The organism is Stenotrophomonas maltophilia group sp. SKK55, from assembly GCF_057179845.1.
In genome coordinates this window covers 190,034-207,355 of record NZ_JBXUHP010000005.1, presented here as the reverse complement: position 1 = coordinate 207,355, position 17,322 = coordinate 190,034, and the positions used below count along the sequence as shown (strand labels likewise).

The 17,322-nt window shown below is 67.3% G+C and carries 17 protein-coding genes and 2 riboswitches; of the genes, 7 read left to right on the top strand and 10 right to left on the bottom strand.

Annotated elements, in window-relative coordinates; translation table 11 throughout:
* Positions 1-149: 149 nt before the first annotated feature.
* The gene (locus AC2A1N_RS03965; protein ID WP_242889958.1) at positions 150-425 is read right to left on the bottom strand and encodes a GIY-YIG nuclease family protein; all 276 of its coding nucleotides are present in this window, start codon (positions 423-425) and stop codon (positions 150-152) included.
* A 40-nt stretch (positions 426-465) separates the two neighbouring features.
* Positions 466-555: riboswitch (glycine riboswitch) on the top strand.
* Between the two features lie 13 nt (positions 556-568).
* Positions 569-672, top strand: a riboswitch (glycine riboswitch).
* A gap of 84 nt (positions 673-756) precedes the next feature.
* Between AC2A1N_RS03965 and AC2A1N_RS03960 the strand changes: the two genes are divergently transcribed.
* Complete coding sequence (locus AC2A1N_RS03960; protein ID WP_484371529.1) at positions 757-1,374, top strand: trimeric intracellular cation channel family protein; 618 nt, start codon at positions 757-759, stop codon at positions 1,372-1,374.
* 211 nt (positions 1,375-1,585) lie between these two features.
* On the opposite strand, the gene AC2A1N_RS03955 is transcribed toward AC2A1N_RS03960, so the two are convergent.
* The 6 genes from AC2A1N_RS03955 to AC2A1N_RS03930 form a co-directional block, all read right to left on the bottom strand.
* Entirely contained in the window at positions 1,586-2,659 is a 1,074-nt protein-coding gene (locus AC2A1N_RS03955) for a 3-deoxy-7-phosphoheptulonate synthase (protein WP_053443579.1), read from the bottom strand.
* Positions 2,660-2,954: 295 nt separating this feature from the next.
* Entirely contained in the window at positions 2,955-3,212 is a 258-nt protein-coding gene (locus tag AC2A1N_RS03950) for a hypothetical protein (protein WP_005419663.1), read from the bottom strand.
* A 185-nt stretch (positions 3,213-3,397) separates the two neighbouring features.
* A complete protein-coding gene (locus AC2A1N_RS03945) occupies positions 3,398-4,138 on the bottom strand; it encodes a DNA alkylation repair protein (RefSeq protein ID WP_242889956.1) in 741 nt (246 codons plus the stop codon).
* Entirely contained in the window at positions 4,135-4,635 is a 501-nt protein-coding gene (locus AC2A1N_RS03940) for a MarR family winged helix-turn-helix transcriptional regulator (protein ID WP_242889954.1), read from the bottom strand. The genes AC2A1N_RS03945 and AC2A1N_RS03940 overlap by 4 nt, the downstream gene beginning before the upstream one ends.
* A 71-nt stretch (positions 4,636-4,706) precedes the next feature.
* Positions 4,707-6,005 (bottom strand): sensor histidine kinase, encoded by a 1,299-nt coding sequence (locus AC2A1N_RS03935; protein ID WP_180868868.1) that lies wholly within the window; start codon positions 6,003-6,005, stop codon positions 4,707-4,709.
* Between the two features lie 32 nt (positions 6,006-6,037).
* Entirely contained in the window at positions 6,038-6,745 is a 708-nt protein-coding gene (locus AC2A1N_RS03930; protein WP_061478145.1) for a response regulator, read from the bottom strand.
* Between the two features lie 106 nt (positions 6,746-6,851).
* Here AC2A1N_RS03930 and AC2A1N_RS03925 point away from each other — a divergent pair, with 106 nt between their 5' ends.
* Both AC2A1N_RS03925 and AC2A1N_RS03920 read left to right on the top strand, forming a co-directional pair.
* Positions 6,852-7,775: an aspartyl protease family protein gene (locus AC2A1N_RS03925; RefSeq protein ID WP_242889952.1), complete on the top strand. Its 924-nt coding sequence runs from the start codon at positions 6,852-6,854 to the stop codon at positions 7,773-7,775.
* A 68-nt stretch (positions 7,776-7,843) separates the two neighbouring features.
* On the top strand, positions 7,844-9,004 hold the full coding sequence (locus tag AC2A1N_RS03920) for a serine hydrolase domain-containing protein (protein WP_242889950.1): 1,161 nt from the start codon (positions 7,844-7,846) through the stop codon (positions 9,002-9,004).
* Between the two features lie 71 nt (positions 9,005-9,075).
* On the opposite strand, the gene AC2A1N_RS03915 is transcribed toward AC2A1N_RS03920, so the two are convergent.
* The 3 genes from AC2A1N_RS03915 to AC2A1N_RS03905 all read right to left on the bottom strand — a co-directional run bounded on the left by AC2A1N_RS03915 (position 9,076) and on the right by AC2A1N_RS03905 (position 11,843).
* Entirely contained in the window at positions 9,076-9,687 is a 612-nt protein-coding gene (locus AC2A1N_RS03915; RefSeq protein ID WP_061478148.1) for a DUF6445 family protein, read from the bottom strand.
* Positions 9,688-9,824: 137 nt separating this feature from the next.
* On the bottom strand, positions 9,825-11,474 hold the full coding sequence (gene groL / locus AC2A1N_RS03910) for a chaperonin GroEL (RefSeq protein WP_005411226.1): 1,650 nt from the start codon (positions 11,472-11,474) through the stop codon (positions 9,825-9,827).
* A gap of 81 nt (positions 11,475-11,555) precedes the next feature.
* Entirely contained in the window at positions 11,556-11,843 is a 288-nt protein-coding gene (locus tag AC2A1N_RS03905) for a co-chaperone GroES (RefSeq protein WP_005411227.1), read from the bottom strand.
* Between the two features lie 311 nt (positions 11,844-12,154).
* Between AC2A1N_RS03905 and AC2A1N_RS03900 the strand changes: the two genes are divergently transcribed.
* From AC2A1N_RS03900 to AC2A1N_RS03885, 4 genes are all read left to right on the top strand, one after another.
* Complete coding sequence (locus tag AC2A1N_RS03900; RefSeq protein ID WP_242889948.1) at positions 12,155-13,945, top strand: endonuclease; 1,791 nt, start codon at positions 12,155-12,157, stop codon at positions 13,943-13,945.
* Positions 13,946-14,013: 68 nt separating this feature from the next.
* A complete protein-coding gene (gene cutA, locus AC2A1N_RS03895) occupies positions 14,014-14,352 on the top strand; it encodes a divalent-cation tolerance protein CutA (RefSeq protein WP_005419675.1) in 339 nt (112 codons plus the stop codon).
* Entirely contained in the window at positions 14,349-16,730 is a 2,382-nt protein-coding gene (locus tag AC2A1N_RS03890) for a protein-disulfide reductase DsbD family protein (RefSeq protein ID WP_242889945.1), read from the top strand. The genes cutA and AC2A1N_RS03890 overlap by 4 nt, the downstream gene beginning before the upstream one ends.
* Positions 16,727-17,293 (top strand): TlpA family protein disulfide reductase, encoded by a 567-nt coding sequence (locus AC2A1N_RS03885; protein WP_242889943.1) that lies wholly within the window; start codon positions 16,727-16,729, stop codon positions 17,291-17,293. Before AC2A1N_RS03890 ends, AC2A1N_RS03885 begins: the two co-directional genes overlap by 4 nt.
* The last annotated feature ends 29 nt before the right edge of the window (positions 17,294-17,322 follow it).

Genomic DNA, 17,322 nt, shown 5'->3' with positions numbered 1-17,322 from the left:
CTACAGAGCGATCGAAAAGACCTAGAGCCGAACGGTCGTCCGCGCCGGGCTCTCGGCACCTAAGGTGCCAGAGTCGGAAGAGATAAGAGCCGAGCCCATGCTCGGCTGATGCTTGTCGCCGAGTCCAGCAGCCGAGCGTGGGCTCGGCTCTACAGAAGGCCGGAATCCGGCGCCTGCAGCCAGGCCAGCTTGCGTTCGCGGGGCTGCTGCTTGAGTTGCCACTCGGCGCGTGAGGCGGCGGCCCGGTCCGGGTATTCGCGCACGGCCAGCACGCGCAGCGGTGGCCGGGCCCGGGTGTAGCGCGCGCCCTTGCCGGCCTGGTGGGCGGCGAAACGCGCGTCCACGTCGGTGCTGATGCCGGCGTAATAGCTGCCATCGCGGCATTCGAGCAGGTACAGGAACCACGGGCGGGCGAAAGGGGCCATGCCTGGATTATGCCGTGCTGCACTGCAGCGGATATACTGGCGCCCGAATGCAGGAGAGTGGCGCCGCGCTGGCGCCCGCCGAAGGCGCAGGCTCCCATGATCGCTCAGGCCGGTGGGCTGGAATCCCACCAACCATGCATTCGACTCGCCGAGCTGGAGAGAGGTCACCGGGCACGCCCGGGACGACCCGCCGAAGGGGCACGTGGCCAACGCCGCTGAACTCTCAGGCAAAAGGACAGCGGGAGCGGCACCGGTCATCGTCATCCCGTCATTGCGCAGGCAGTGGCGGTAGTCGCGCATGGCCGGCCCCACCGCGCCCGGAGCCTGTTCCATGCTGCTGTCCATCATCTACCTGATTGCCATTTCCGCCGAAGCCATGACCGGTGCACTGTCTGCCGGCCGCCGCCGCATGGACCTGTTCGGTGTGGTCATGATCGCCTGTGTCACTGCCCTCGGTGGTGGATCACTGCGCGACATCCTGCTCGGCCACTATCCGCTGGGCTGGGTGAAGCATCCCGAATACCTGGGGTTCACCGTATGCGCGGCGCTGATCGCCACCTGGGTGGCACGCTGGATGCACTACTTCCGCCGCACCTTCCTGGTGCTCGATGGCCTGGGCCTGATCGCCTTCACCCTGATCGGCTGCTCGATTGCGCGCGAAGCCGGCCATGCGATGCCGATCGTGCTGATCGCCGGCATGCTGACAGGCGCGTTCGGCGGCGTGCTGCGCGACATCCTCTGCAACGAGGTGCCGCTGATCTTCCAGAAGGAGCTGTACGCGATCATCGCGCTGCTGACCGGCGCGGCGTATCTGTTGCTGCTGCACTGGGGCGTGGCCGACGCCACCGCGATCCTGTGCTGCCTCGGCGGCGGCTTCGCGCTGCGCCTGATGGCGATCCACTACCGCTGGGAAATGCCGAAGTTCGTGTACCACGACGAAGTGCATTGAACGATAGCGTGTTCGCCGGGCATGGCCCGGCGCTACCCTTCGCGCCCTGCACCACCCCGGCGATGTACCTGGCGCTGTCGCTCATGCGCAGCGCCAGGCGCATCGCCGGTGCAGATGGGCCGGTCTCCAACTCCGGCCGGCCCTGATCGCGGCCGCACCCCCGCAGGCGCTGGCCGCCATCCACACACGTGCCGCCATCAGGCGGCTTCATTCACGCTGCTTCGGACACCTTCACTTCACGACGGGCACGCACGGCCGCAGCCAGTCGCTCCAGCACCGTCACGGTGGTGTCCCAGTCGATGCAGCCATCGGTGATGCTCTGCCCGTAGACCAGCGGCTGGCCTTCCACCAGTTCCTGGCGGCCACCGACCAGATGGCTCTCGATCATCACGCCCACGATGCGCTGCTCGCCGTCTTCCAGCTGAACGGCGATGTCGTCGATCACCTTCGGCTGGTTCTCGGGGTTCTTCAGGCTGTTGGCATGGCTGGCATCGATCATCAGGCGCGCCGGCAGCTTGGCCTTGGCCAGCACCTGGCAGGCCTCAGCCACGCTGCCAGCGTCGTAGTTCGGTTGCTTGCCACCGCGCAGGATCACATGGCAATCCGGGTTGCCGGTGGTCGACACGATGGCAGTGCCACCCTGCTTGGTGACCGACAGGAAATGATGCGGGTTGGATGCCGCACCCACTGCGTCGGCGGCGATCTTCACGTTGCCATCGGTGCCGTTCTTGAAACCGACGGGGCACGACAGCCCCGAAGCCAGCTCGCGATGCACCTGGCTTTCGGTGGTGCGTGCGCCGATCGCGCCCCATGCCACCAGGTCGGCGATGTACTGCGGCGAGATCACGTCGAGGAATTCAACACCGGCCGGCAGGCCGAGCTTGTTGATGTCGCGCAGCAGGCCACGGGCAATGCGCAGGCCCTTGTCGATCCTGAAGCTGCCATCCAGGTCCGGGTCGTTGATCAGGCCCTTCCAGCCCACCGTGGTGCGCGGCTTCTCGAAGTACACGCGCATGACGATTTCCAGCTCGCCAGCCAGCGCGTCGCGCAGCGGCTTCAGGCGCTGGGCGTACTCGATGGCGGCCTTCGGGTCGTGGATCGAGCACGGGCCCACCACCACCGCCAGGCGGTCGTCACGGCCGTGCAGGATCTGGTGCAGGGCCGCGCGCGAGGCGCTGACGGTGTCGGAAGCCTCATCGTCACAGGGCAGCATCGCCAGCAGCTGGGCGGGCGGTGTCAGCGGTTCGATGGTGCGGATACGCAAGTCGTCGGTGTGCGGGGGCATTGCAGGAGATCTCCGGAACGTTGGGGGTCCCCAGCGTGGCGGCATGAAAAAAGCCGCCAGGTTCGCTGGCGGCTTTCGGGAATGCGTCTGAAGCTTTCTTCAGGGTGAGCGCAGTCCTTCCTCCGCCAGTGGCTTCGGAAAGTAATACCAGTAAAAGCGGGTGGCGGCTGCGTTCATGGGATCTATTGATAGCACAGCTTTTGCGCAGTGCAAAATGTTTCATCCGCAACTGGGCGCGCGGTTCAGTGATGCGCCTGACCGCGCAGCCCACGCGGTGGCCGCCGTGCAAGGTCGCTCATCTGCCATGCACTTCCACGTCCAGCAGCAGGCCTTCGTGGATGTCGGCCCAGCGCTCCAGCACGCGGTCCAGCTCCTGCCGGGCCTCGTCCAGCTGCTCGGGATTGAGCAGGGAACGGGTGGTGTAGAGATCGGACACCAGCCGGCGCAGTACCGCTTCCGGGATGGCCACCGAGGGCCCTTCCATCTGCGGCAGCTGCAGTGCCGGCGTATCGCCCTGCGGGCCGTACAGCGTTACCTGGAGCGTGCTCTGCATGATCAACTTCCCTGCGGATGGACATGGGCAATGTCCTGTTTACCGCGTCCGGGTGACAGACGCATGTGCCATGCGCCTCCGGAGGTGCTGTTACAAGGCGGCCAGAGCGGTGTAGAGCTCGATGAGGGTGTAGGACATGGAAGGCCTTCCTTGAGGTTGATGAGGTTGCCGGCCAGCGGCCGGCACTACCGCAACGAGCGCATGGCGCGTTTGCGGATGTAGGCATTGGCATCGCCAGGGTGCTGCTGTTGCCACCGCGTGCACAGCTCATGCAGCCACTGCGGCTGAGTCTTGCCGGCATCGTTGAGCCAGTTCCCGACCGAGTCCTGCACGTAGCGCTCCGGGTCGTTGGCCATTGCTTCCAGCATCGGCAACGCGAGTTCTGGATGCTGCTTGAACAGCGCGATATGCGTGGACCACACGCCTCGTGGGCGCAGCGCTTCGCAGGCGAAGCGGCGCAGGTAAGGCGATGCTTCCTGCGTCCACACCTGCAGGTACTCAAGCGCCTGCAACGGTGCGGCAACGATGTCGCTGCGCAGCGCCAGCCATGCCCATTCGCGCACGCCGAAGTGCGGGTCGTCAGCCAGCGGACGCATCGCCCGCAGCTTGGCCGGCAGCGCCGCGCCGGCATCGCTGCCGATCAGGTAGCAGGCCCAGCCACGCACGGTGTCTGATGCGTGTGCCTGCCAGTGCGCGGGATCACCCTGCCCGGCTTCGTGCAGCAACCGCGCCGCCAGCGCCATGCGCTGGGTGATGCCCTTGCCGGAGGCGTCGCGCATACGTTGCAGCGCTTCCGGCTCGAGCACAGGTGCCACCCCCTGCAACAGCGCGGCGAAATCCACTGCCAGGCATTCGGCCAGATGCGTGGCAGCGGTGCTACCGCTGTTGAGTGCACGCAGCCGTTCCGCGGGAATGGGCGTGCTCATGCGGCGGCTTCCCGCCCGGTGTCCGTGTGCTGCCAGACCTTGTGCAGCAGTTGTGACAGCTGCTGCCGTTCATCAGCATCCAGGCCGTTGAACAGGCCGCTGATCCATTGAGTGTGCTGCTCGAACAGCGACTCGGCCAAACGCTTGCCCGGTGCGGTCAACACGATCTGCAGACGACGGCCATCCTCGTCATCGCTGCGACGCTGCAGCAGGCCTTCGCGCTGCAGGCCATCGAGCAGGCCGCTGATGGTGGCCCGGGTCACGCCAGCGCGCTCGGCCAGCGCGTGCGGCGCCAGTGCGCCGCCGGCCCCGTGCAGCAGGAACAGCACGATGAAGCGACCCTCGCTGAGCCCGTGCGGTGCCAACCGCGCAGCGCAGTCGCGATCGATCGACGAGGACAACGAGAGCAGCTGGAAGCACAGGCGCAGCTGCGCGATGTTGGCGTAGCCGCGCCGCTGCGCTTCCTCCAGCAACGCCTGATGCTTGGCTTCGATCATCCTTTCCTCAACGGCTGATTAGGCACCTAATCATATGGAGGAGTGGCCATTGGAAGCAAATCTGAGTTGACTCAGGAAGTGCGTCCCAGCAGCAGCCGCGCGATCAGCCCCCCGCCCTCGCGGTGCAGCAGCTGAAGTTCGCCCGCGTGGCGCTTCGCCACGTTGGCAGCCACGGCCAGTCCAAGTCCGGCGCCCCCGGTGGCGCGGCTACGCGAGCCCTCGCTGCGCTGGAACGGTTGCAGCAGGCGTGCGCGATCGATCTCGGCGATGCCAGGGCCGCGGTCCATCACGTCCAGCTGCACTCCATCCCCCGCCATGGCGACCCACAGCTCCACGGCGCCCGCGTAGCGCTCGGCGTTGTCGATGAGATTGTCGACCGCGCGCCGGAGCAGCAGCGCATCGCCATGCCACGGCAACGTATCCGGGCCCTGAAGGGAAATGTCGACCCCGCGTAGCAGCGCCGCCTGCACGCAGTCCTCCAGCAGCGCTGAAAGATCCAGCATCCGCATCTGCAACGGCTGCAGCTCACCGCGTGCGTAGTCGAGCACCTGCTCGATCATCGTATCCATGCGCTCGATGTCTGCCACCATCCTGGCGGCCTGTGGCGCGGGAGCGAACTCCGCGCGCAGGCGCAGGCCGGTCAAGGGCGTGCGCAGGTCATGCGCCACGGCCGCCAGCATATGCGTCATGTCCCGTGCCTGGGCGCGCAGACGTTCGCGACCGGTGCTGATCGCTGTGGCCAGTACCTGCACTTCGCGTGGACCGTCATCAGGCAATGGCGTTTCGGCCTGCAGGTCGACCCGTGCGCTGGCTTCAGCCAGGCGTCGCAGCGGGCGCCCCAACCGGATCGCCGCCCACGCCGCCAGAGGGGCCAGCAGGATCGCACCGCCCAGCAGGGCGAGCATCACCTGGCGGCGCCAGGCCGCCAGGTCACTGTGGTCGCTGCCGACCACCCGCCATCGGCCATCGGCTTGCCGCATCCCCAGTTCGAACGGCGGCCACTGCATGGCGGTCAGCAACGCGGCCTGCGATTTCAGCACGCCAGCACGAGCGGAGGCGTCCAGTACCGCGCCACCCTCGATGACCTGCACATCGGGCGCCCTGCCCTGCCCCGTCCACACCAGGCGTACATTCCTGGCCGGCAGGTCCATCTGCAGCGCCGCCAACTGGGTGAGCCAGTCACTGGCGCTGCCCCGGGGTGGCGCGTCCTGCGTCGACATATGCAATCCCAGTGGCGCCGGCGCCTGTTCCCCACGCAGCACCTGCATCGCATGGTCCAGCCGCATCGGTGGCGGCGCGGGCCGGGGCATCCACCCCACTACCGCCACGCTGACCAGGGTTGCCAGCAGCAGGCTGGCCAAGGCCAGCATCGCGATCCAGCGGGTGGTTGACCACCGGCTGCTCACAACACCCCTACCTCCGCGTTGAAGCGGTACCCTTCGCCACGCAGTGTCTGCACAAGGGCTTCAGCGCCGGACGCGGCCTGCCCGAGCTTGCGGCGCAGGCGGCTGATCGCAAGGTCGACGGCACGGTCCACGCTGTCGCTGGCTTCTCCGCGACTCAACTGCAGCAGCTGTTCGCGCGCCAGCACCCGCCCGGGACGTTCAGCCAGTGCCAGCAGCAGGGAGAATTCACCGCGGCTCAGCACCAGTTCGGCGCCATCCGGCGCGAACAGGCGACGCTGGTCAGGCAGCAATCGCCAGCCATCAAACCGCAGCTCGCTGGCCACCTGTGCGCGCAGTTTGTCCTGCCTGCGCAGCAGCGCGCGTACCCGCGCCAACAGCTCGCGCGGGTCAAACGGCTTGGCCAGGTAGTCGTCCGCGCCCATCTCCAGGCCGATCACGCGATCCGGCGCGGCCCCCATCGCCGACAGCATCAGGATCGGGATCGCCCGCGCCTGCAGCCGACGGCATACCGACAGGCCATCCTCACCGGGCATCATCCAGTCGAGGATGATCAGGTCAGGACGTTCAACCTGCAGCAACACGTCCAGCGCTGTTGCATCCGCCGCCACACGCACCTGGTAGCCGTGCAGCAGCAGGTGGTCGGCGATGGCGTCACGAATGCTGGCATCGTCATCGACGACGATGACGCGGATGGGAGTGTTCATTCGCCCAGTATCCCGCACCTGTGTATCAGGACGGTATCAACGCCGATATCGCGGTGATACGCCGCTGCGCGGCAATGGTCGCCCACGATCACTGCGGAGTCTCCCCTTGCGCCTGTTCCTGCTGCCCCTGTTCGCCATCCCCTTGCCGACGCTCGCCTCCGATGCCGCCGAGCACGTCCTGCCGATGTGGATGCAGGGCGGTCATCCGGCAGTGGCCGTCTCGCTGGACGGGCGTTCAGAGCCGCTGCGCTTCGTGGTCGACAGTGCCGCCGGGGCAACCCTGGTCGATGCACGCGTAGTGCGGCGCTATGGTTTGCAGGATGCGGAAGCGGCAATGTCGCAGGCCCAGGGCGCGAGCGCGAAGGCGGCGCGGTTGCAGCGCATGCGCAGCACAGCGTGGCAGCTGGGCAGTTGGCAATTGAAGGCCAGCGGCATGCAGGTCGACCTGTCATCGCTGGCGAAGGGCGATGATCCGGCCATTGACGGCTTGATCGGCAACGACCTGACCGGGCGCTGGGACACCCGTTGGGACTTCGGCCGCAATCAACTGGCGCTGTGGACACCCGGCGGCTTAGACCTGGAAGGGCCGGGTTGCCAACCCAATGCGCTGCCCGGCCGCGATGACGGCCTGCGCCAGTTCGGCTTCATCACGCTTGCCTTGGGTACGCCCGGCGTGGACGCCATCGCCGTGGTCGACACCGGTGCCGCGCAGACCGTCCTCAACGCCGAAGCAGCCCGCGCACTGGGCCTGCGCACCGACGGCAGCGATGCTCGGGTGCGTGCACGTGAAGAGGGCACCGAGGGGCTGGGTGGCGGTGCACAGGCAACCTGGCTGTACACCCTGCCCGGCATGACCGGCGGCATCTGGCAGCACCCGCCGATGGAGGTCCGGATCAGCGAACTGCCGGTGTTCAGGGCGATCGGCCTGGAGGCGCGACCGGCCTTGATCCTCGGTGCCGACGCGATGCGCGGTGGCCAGGTGGACATCGGTGCGGGTGCCGCGCGGATCTGCCTGCGCCGACCCGGCTGACGTCTGGCGCATGACGGCGGGAGCTGGCAGGCGTAGCATCGCGCCACGTCCCGCCAGGAGTTCCACGCATGCGCCGTGCTGTCCTGCTGTTGCTGACGCTGCTCCCGCCGGCCGTGCTGGCCGCGCCGCCGCTACCCTCGCCCGCGCGCATCGATGCCGAAGCACAGCGGCTGATGCAGGCGGCCCATGCGCGCGGGATGGCGCTGGCGGTGATCGATGGCGGCAAGGTGGTACACGTGGCCGCCTACGGCGAACGCAACGCCGCAGGCGAGCCACTGCGCACCGATACCGTGATGTACGCCGCCTCGCTGACCAAGATGGCGTTCGGCCACCTGGTCGCACAGCTTGCCCAGGACGCGCGGATCGAGCTGGACGCCAGCATCGCCACGGCGCTGGACAAGCCGCTGCCGGACTACCCGCTGGAGCCGAAGAAGTACGCCGACTACAGCGTACTGGCCGATGATGCGCGCTGGCGCCAGCTCACCCCGCGCCTGCTGCTCAACCATTCCAGTGGCGTCGCCAACTTCGGCTTTCTCGAACCGGATGGCCGCCTGAAGTTCCACTTCGATCCGGGCAGTCGTTATGGGTATTCCGGCGAAGGGCTGATCCTGTTGCAGTTCGTGATCGAGCGTGGACGGCTGGGCCAGGACGTGGGTGCATTGATGCAGCGGCAGGTATTCGACCGCTTCGGCATGGTCCGCACCAGCATGATGTGGCGTGAGGATTTCGCCGCCAACCTGGCCGATGGCTGGACAGCGGAAGGCACGGCCGAGCCGCACGATGAACGCAGCCGCGTGCGTGCGGCCGGTTCGATGGATACCACCATCGCCGACATGGCGCGCTTCGCCGCCGGCTATGTCCGCGGCGATGGACTGTCGCCTGCAATGCGCAGGGAACTGGTGCAGCCGCAGCTGCCGATCACCACCGCCAGCCAGTTCCCCACGCTGCAGCCGGAGCTGCCCGTGGCGCAGCAACGCAAGGATCTGGCCGCGGGCCTGGGCGTGGTGACGTTCCGCGGCCCGCAGGGCGCAGGCTTCTACAAGGGCGGCCACGACGATGCGGTCGGCAACACGCTGGTGTGCATCGAACGGCACAAACGCTGCGTGGTGATTCTGGGCAACGATGTACGGGCGGAAGCTGCGTTCCCGGCACTGGTGGCATTCGTACTGGGCGATACCGGCGTGCCGTGGCAGTGGGAGTATGGCGCGGCGAAGGCATTCGTCGAATGAGGGTGCGATGACGCCTGCATGGCGAACGCGGCTGGGAGAGGAGCATCCACGCCAAGCGTGGATGGCACTCTTCAACGCGCCTGCTCGAAGAACATCAGGTACACCAGCCGGCCATTCTCCGGTCGATCACCGAACGCTGGCCCGGCGGTGTGCCAGAACCAGGGCCGCAGCAGCACCAGCCGGTTGAAGCGCATCGGAATGCGCATGGTCATTTCCCACTGGCTGTCGTCATTGCTGTCGCGCTCGATGATGTCGCGATGCATGTCGCCGCCGTTGGCGTAGCCCAATGCGGCCAGCTCCGCCGCGTCCAGGGCCATGCGCTCGGTGCCGGTACGGCGATGGCGGAAGAACTCGGTGCCGCCCTCGCAGTGCTCCGGTGCACTCAGGTAGAGAATGCCCGACCAGTGCGAGTGGTCGGCGTGCACCTTGGCGCGGCCGATGTCGCCGGCGAGGGTAAGGCGGAACTTGCCGTGCGACTGCAGCGGGTTGACCGGCCGCAGCGGTTCGTTGACCAGTCGCGAGACCGCACCGGACAGTCCCTCCAACTCCAGCCGCTGCTGTGAATTGCGGCCGGGGAATGCGCCCTCCTGGACGGGATAGTCCAGGCCCAGTGCCGCCTGGCGCAACCCCTGCGCATCGGCGGGAGAAAGGAAGTCGTCAACGACGATGAACGAAGTAGGCATGGTTACCGAGCGTAGCGATGCACTGCGGCGACGGCAACCGGGCAACGAAAAACCCCGCCTTGCGGCGGGGTTCTTCTTTACATCACATCGGGAAGGCGTGCCGACCGAGGCCGGCAACGACCGCCGGAGGCGTGGACTTAGAAGTCCATGCCGCCCATGCCGCCCATGCCACCCATGCCACCAGCGCCGCCCATGGCCGGCTCGTCCTTCTTCGGAGCTTCGGCAACCATGGCTTCGGTGGTGATCATCAGGCCGGCGATCGAGGCCGCGTTCTGCAGGGCCGAACGGGTCACCTTGGTCGGGTCCAGGATGCCGAACTGCAGCATGTCGCCGAACTCGCCGGTGGCCGCGTTGTAGCCGAAGCTGCCGGTGCCTTCCTTGACCTTGTTGATGATGACCGACGGCTCGTCGCCAGCGTTGGCCACGATCTCGCGCAGCGGGGCTTCCATCGCACGCAGGGCGATCTGGATGCCGTGGTTCTGGTCTTCGTTGGCACCCTTCAGGCCGGCCAGCGCGGTGATCGCGCGGACCAGGGCAACGCCGCCGCCCGGGACCACGCCTTCTTCAACGGCTGCACGGGTGGCGTGCAGGGCGTCGTCGACGCGATCCTTCTTTTCCTTCATTTCGATTTCGGTCGAGGCACCGACCTTGATCACGGCAACGCCGCCGGCCAGCTTGGCCACGCGTTCCTGCAACTTCTCGCGATCGTAATCCGAGGAGGTGTCCTGGATCTGGGTCTTGATCTGCGCCACGCGTGCATCAACGTTGGCCTTGTCGCCGACGCCGTCGATGATGGTGGTGTTCTCCTTGGAGACCTGCACCTTCTTGGCGCGGCCCAGGTCCTTGATGGTGGCCTTTTCCAGCGACAGGCCGACTTCTTCGGAGATCACGGTGCCGCCGGTCAGCACGGCCATGTCTTCCAGCATCGCCTTGCGACGGTCACCGAAGCCCGGGGCCTTGACGGCCACGACCTTGACGATGCCACGGATGGTGTTGACCACCAGGGTCGCCAGCGCTTCGCCTTCGACTTCTTCAGCGACGATCAGCAGCGGCTTGCCGGCCTTGGCGACGCCTTCCAGCACCGGCAGCAGGTCACGGACGTTGGAGATCTTCTTGTCGTGCAGCAGGATGAACGGATCATCCAGGTCAGCGGTCTGCGACTGCTGGTTGTTGATGAAGTACGGCGACAGGTAGCCGCGGTCGAACTGCATGCCCTTGACCACGTCCAGCTCGTTGTCCAGGCCCGAGCCTTCTTCAACGGTGATGACGCCTTCCTTGCCGACTTCCTTCATCGCGTCAGCGATGATCTGGCCGATCGACTCATCCGAGTTGGCCGAGATGGTACCGACCTGGGCAATCGCCTTGTCGTCGGCGGTCGGCTTGGAGATGTTCTTCAGCTCGGCGACGGCAGCCGAAACGGCCTTGTCGATACCGCGCTTGAGGTCCATCGGATTCATGCCGGCGGCAACGGCCTTGGCGCCTTCGCGGATCAGGGCCTGGGCCAGCACGGTGGCGGTGGTGGTGCCGTCGCCGGCATCGTCGTTGGTGCGCGACGCGACTTCCTTCACCATCTGCGCGCCCATGTTCTCGAACTTGTCAGCCAGTTCGATTTCCTTGGCGACGGAGACGCCGTCCTTGGTGATGGTCGGGGCGCCGAAGCTCTTCTCCAGCACGACGTTGCGGCCCTTCGGGCCCAGGGTGGCCTTGACGGCATTGGCGAGAACATTGACGCCGCGCACCATGCGCGAACGGGCGTCTTCACCGAAACGAATATCCTTGGCAGCCATTGCATTTACCTCATTGGTAGCGCCGGACGATGCCCGGCGGCTGGGAGTTTGGGATCAGGTTGAAACAGGTCGCGCCGGGGCTCAGCCGATGACGGCGAGCACGTCGTCTTCGCGCAGGACCTTGTATTCGACGCCTTCGCTCTTGTACGAGCTGCCGGCGTACTGGCCGTAGATGACCTTGTCGCCGACCTTCAGCGACGGCGCGCGCACGTTGCCGTTGTCCAGCGGCTTGCCCGGGCCGACGGCCACGACCTCACCCTTGGTGGACTTTTCCTTGGCCGAGTCGGGGATGACGATGCCACCGGCGGAGATTTCGTCGGCTTCGATCGGCTTGACCACAACGCGGTCGTGCAGCGGCTTGATGCTCATAGGAGACCTCTTAAGTGATTGATTGGTCTAAAAAAGTCCGGCGATGTTAGCACTCACCCCAGGCGAGTGCCAGAACCGCACGTGAAGAAACCCGACAACGTCGGGAGCAGGGCAGAGATGGAGCCCTGCCGCCCCCTTTCAAGGGCGGAATGAAAAAATTTTTTCGCCCGCGCGCCTCGGCCAGGGTGTCGGTCCAGATCAATTTCGGTGACAAGCGTCGCACTGTCAGATATCTGACGTTCATTTACGACAAAGTGTCACTGGATCGGCCTTAGGCTCGGTCAGGCATTCCCAATCACAAGGAGTAGTCGATGCGATTGCTGTCCCCGCTTGCCGCCGCCTGCCTGCTGGCGCTGGCCGCCGCGCCGGTCCAGGCCGAGGTCTTCATCAATGAACTGCACTACGACGACAGCACCGCCGCCGGTGACGTCGGCGAAGCGATCGAGGTCGTAGCCACTGCCGGTGAGGACCTGTCCGGTTACCGCCTGTACCTCTACAACGGCAGCAACCCGTCGGCCGCCACCGTCTACGCCAACAATCCGGTCCCGGCCGGCACCGCCGCCGGCTGCGGCAGCGCCACCATCGCCGTGGTCAACTACCCGACCAACGGCCTCCAGAATGGTCCGAACGACGGCATCGCCCTGGTCGATGCCAGCGGCAAGGTGGTCCAGTTCCTCAGCTACGAGGGCGCCATCACCGCCTCCGGTGGCCCTGCCGCCGGCATGACCAGCCAGAACATCCCGGTGGCCGAAAGCAACAGCACCGCGCCGGGTACGTCACTGCAGCTGACCGGCAGCGGCAGCCAGTACGCCCACTTCACCTGGGCCGAATCGGCCGGGCAGACGTTCGGCAGCTGCAACAACGGCCAGACCTTCAGCGGCGGTGGCACGCCAGGCCCCAACACGCCGCCGTCAGTGTCCACCACCACCCCGGCGCAGGGCAGCAGCACCTTCCCCGCTGCCGCCGACCTGGAAGTGGTGTTCAGCGAGACGGTGAACCTGGCCAGTGGCGCCTTCGCCCTGAGCTGCGGCACCTCCGGCAGCGTTCCGCTGACCTTCCCGACCAGCGGCCGCAGCGTGAAGCTGTCCACCAATACCGCGCTGGTGGCCGGTGAAGCCTGCCGCTTCGACATCCGCGCCGCGCGCATCACCGACCTGCAGGGCGCGCATCCGGCCGCCGACAGCCGCATCGCCTTCACCGTGGCCAGCACCGGCGGCAATCCGGACCCAGGCAACCCGGGCGTGCCGGCCGGCTACTACTCCAGGGTCAACACCAGCAGCCCCAGCCAGCTGCGCTGCTCGCTGCACGCCACCATCAAGGGCCATACCGCCTACCCATACAGCGGCTCGGGCACCAGCACCTGGACCATCCTGGAAATCGCCGACGAGGATCCGAACAACCCGAACCGCATCCTCGATGCCTACCGCAACCGCAGCTACGCCAAGGTCAGTGATCGTGCGGGCACCGGCAGCGGCCTGACCTACAACCGCGAGCACACCTGGCCGAACTCGCTGGGCTTTGCCACCACCACCGGTGACAAGGGCCTGCCCTACGCGCCGTACACCGACACCCACATGCTGTACCTGACCGACGCGCAGTGGAACGCCGACCGTGGCAACAAGCCGTTCGCCAAGTGCGATGCCAGCTGCGGCGAGCGTGCCACCGAAGCCAACAACGGCCAGGGCGGCGGCAGCGGCGGCTACCCGGGCAATTCCAACTGGGTGCGCACGCCGGACGGCAACACCGGCACCTTCGAGGTGTGGGGCAAGCGCAAGGGCGACATGGCGCGTGCGGTGATGTACATGGCGATCCGCTATGAGGGTGGCAAGGATGCGGCCACCGGTCAGTCCGAGCCGGACCTGGAGCTGACCGATGACCGCAGCAAGATCGTCAAGACCAGCAGTTCGCCGGCCTACATGGGCCTGCTGTCGACGCTGATCGACTGGCACCTGTCCGATCCGCCGGATGATGCCGAGCGTGCCCGCAATGACGTGGTCTACAGCTTCCAGGGCAATCGCAACCCGTTCATCGACCACCCCGAGTGGGCGACCCCGGCCCTGTTCACCTCGGCCAAGCCAGCCACCTGCCAGCTGGCCAACTGACCGCGCAACGCAGCGGTCCACTGCCGCCGCCGGGCCCTGACCCGGCGGCGGCCCTATACTCGGCGGTCATGCCGACCGTCGATCCCGTCCTGCTGCTGTTGACCACCTGCCCGGACCGGGCCAGTGCCGAGCGCATCGCGCACGCGCTGGTCGGCGAGCGCCTGGCCGCGTGCGTGACCCGCCTTGATGGCGCGCAGTCCACCTACCGCTGGCAGGGCGAGGTGACCACCGATGCCGAGCTGCAGCTGCTGGTAAAGACCACCGCGAGCCGCGTCGATGACGCAATCGCCCGGATCGTCGAACTGCATCCGTATGAACTCCCGGAATGCATCGCGGTCGAAACCCGGGCCGGCCTGCCGGCGTATCTGGACTGGATCCGGGCACAGACCCGGGAGGACACTGATTGAAGACTCTGTTTGCGCGTGGCGCCGCCTTGTGCGCCCTGTTGTGGCTCTCGCTGCCGGCCTTGGCCCTGGATGAGAAGGACCTGCTGCCGGTGGACCAGGCGTTCGCGCTGACCGCCACTGCCCCCGAACGGGGCCAGGTGCAACTGCAGTTCAAGATCGCACCGGGCTACTACCTGTATCGCCACCGCACCAGCGTCAAGGCGGATCCGGCATTCAATGCCGGCACGCTGCAGATGCCCAAGGGTGACAGGCACCACGATGACTTCTTCGGCGAGGTCGAAACCTATCGGGAGCGCCTGCAGGCCACCCTGCCCGGCACGCCGACGGGCGCCGCCGGCACCATCAGCCTGGAAGTACGCTACCAGGGCTGCGCCGATGCCGGCGTCTGCTACCCGCCGCAGAAGCGCGTGGTGCAGGTCACCCTCCCGGGTACCGGCGCGGCGGCGGCGGTGCCTGCCGCGCGTACCGGTGCCGCCAGTCCGTTCAACAACCCGCTGGCCGGTGCCGGCAACAGCGGTGGCCTGCGCCTGCCGGGCGCGGCCAACAACAGCCAGGCGCTGCCGCTGCCGTCGGAACAGGCGTTCGGCTTCGATGCCATCGCCAGCGACGGCAACACCCTGCTGCTGCGCTTCAGCCCGGCACCCGGCTACTACCTGTACCGCGACCGCACTTCGCTGAAGCTGGAAGGCAGCGCCGGCGTGCTCGCCGACAAGCCGCGCTGGCCGGCCGCTCAGTCGCATCGCGACGAGCACTTCGGCGATGTCTCGGTGTACTTCAACCAGGTGGAAGTGCCGCTGCCGCTGCGCCGCACCGTCACTGATGCGGTCGACAGCACCCTGGTGGTGACCTTCCAGGGCTGCCAGACCGATGGTATCTGCTACCCGCCGATGACCCGTCGGGTGAAGCTGTCGATTCCGGCCGGCAAGCTCAACGCCGGCACCGGCCAGGCGCCAGTGCGCGAGGAAGCCGTCAATGCGCCGCGCGCTGCCGGTGCGCCGCGTGAATCCGCCAATGGCGTACCGCTGCGCCTGCTGCCGACCGTACCCAACGACGGCAACGCCACTCCCGCCGCCACGGGCGGCCAGGGCGCAGGCAACGCGTTCGCCACCGACGCGCGTGGTGACAATGCGCTGCGCACGCGTCCGCCGGCGACCACCCCGAACCCGGACCGTTCGTTCGTCTGGGTGCTGCTGCTGGCGCTGGCCGGTGGACTGGTGCTGAACCTGATGCCCTGCGTGCTGCCGATCCTGTCGCTGAAGGTGCTGAGCCTGGCGCAGAGCGGCGAAAGCCCGCAGCGCGCCCGCAGCCACGCGCTCTGGTACACGTTGGGCGTGCTGGTCGCGTTCGCCGTGATCGGCGCATTGATGGTCAGCCTGCGCGCGATCGGCAACGCCGTCGGCATCGGCTTCCAGTTGCAGCACCCGGGCGTTGTGGCGGCACTGGCCTACATCATGTTCGCGGTGGGCCTGAGCCTGTCCGGCGTGTTCACCCTCGGCGGCGGCATCGGCAACCTTGGCCAGTCGCTGGCCAGCCGCAGCGGCCCGGCCGGTGACTTCTTCACCGGTGCGCTGGCCTGCGTGGTCGGCAGTGCCTGCGTCGGCCCGTTCATGGGCGGTGCGATCGCCTACGCCTTCATTGCCCCGCCGCTGAAGGCGATGACCGTGTTCCTGTTCCTCGGCCTGGGCCTGGCGCTGCCGTTCCTGCTGATCGGCTTCGTGCCAGCGCTGGCACGCCGCCTGCCCAAGCCCGGCCCGTGGATGGAAACGCTCAAGCACGTGCTGGCCTTCCCGATGTACGCCACTGCGCTGTGGCTGCTGTGGGTGCTGGGCAAGCAGCGCGGCGTGGACGGCATGGCGCTGGTGCTGGGCGGCCTGCTGCTGTTCGCGTTCGGCCTGTGGCTGTTTGAACGCAACCGCTGGACCGGCTCGCGTGCGGGGACCCTGCTCGGCGTGCTGCTGGCGATCGGTGCGCTGGTTCCGGCCTGGGGCGTGACCCAGCTGGCACCGCCGGCGAGGGCCGCACAGGCCGCCAGCGACAACGTGGTCGAGTATTCGCCGCAGCTGCTGGACCGCCTGCGCGCCGACAACCGCGTGGTGTTCGTCAACATGACCGCCGACTGGTGCGTGAGCTGCAAGGCCAACGAACGTGCGGTGCTGTCACGGCCGGAGTTCAAGGAACTGCTCAAGCGCACCAATGCGGTGTACATGCGCGGTGACTACACCAACGTCGACCCGCAGATCACCACGTTCCTGGAAGAGCACAAGGCGGTGGGCGTACCGCTGTACGTGGTGTACGGCCCCGGCGCGCCGCCGACCGTGCTGCCGACCCTGCTGACCCAGGCGGTGGTCGAGGAAGCGCTGCTGCGCACCGCACGATGAAGTGGCAACGGCCAGCGCTGCTGTGGACAGCGGTGCTGGCCGCCGGCCTCGGCCTGTGGGCCGGGCATCGGCTGGCCCCCGCTCCATCATCACCTGCCGCGCCAGCGACGGCTTCCAGGGCGACGGCCATGAAGCCCACGCTGCAGGTGGGCGATCAGTTGCCCGCGCTGACACTGCCGGACCTGGCGGGTCAGCCATTGGTCCTGCGCGATCGCTTCGCCGGCCGGCCGCTGCTGATCAACGTCTGGGCCAGCTGGTGTGCGCCCTGCGTGGAAGAGATGCCCGAACTGGCGCGCTTCGCCGATGCCCAGGGCGACAACGGTGTGCAGGTGCTGGGTCTGGCGCTGGACACTACGGACGACGTGCGCGGTTTCCTGCAGCAGGTGCCGGTGGACTACCCGATCGTGATCGAGACACCGGGCCCGCGCGATGCCAGCGTGCAGCTCGGCAACGCGCAAGGCCTGCTGCCCTACAGCGTGTTGTTCGATGCGCGGGGGCGAATGGTAAAAGCGAAGCTGGGACCGTTCGCCCGCGGAGAGATCGAGGCATGGGCCGCCCCATAGGCCTGCGTCGGCGGTGCAGGTGCCACTCA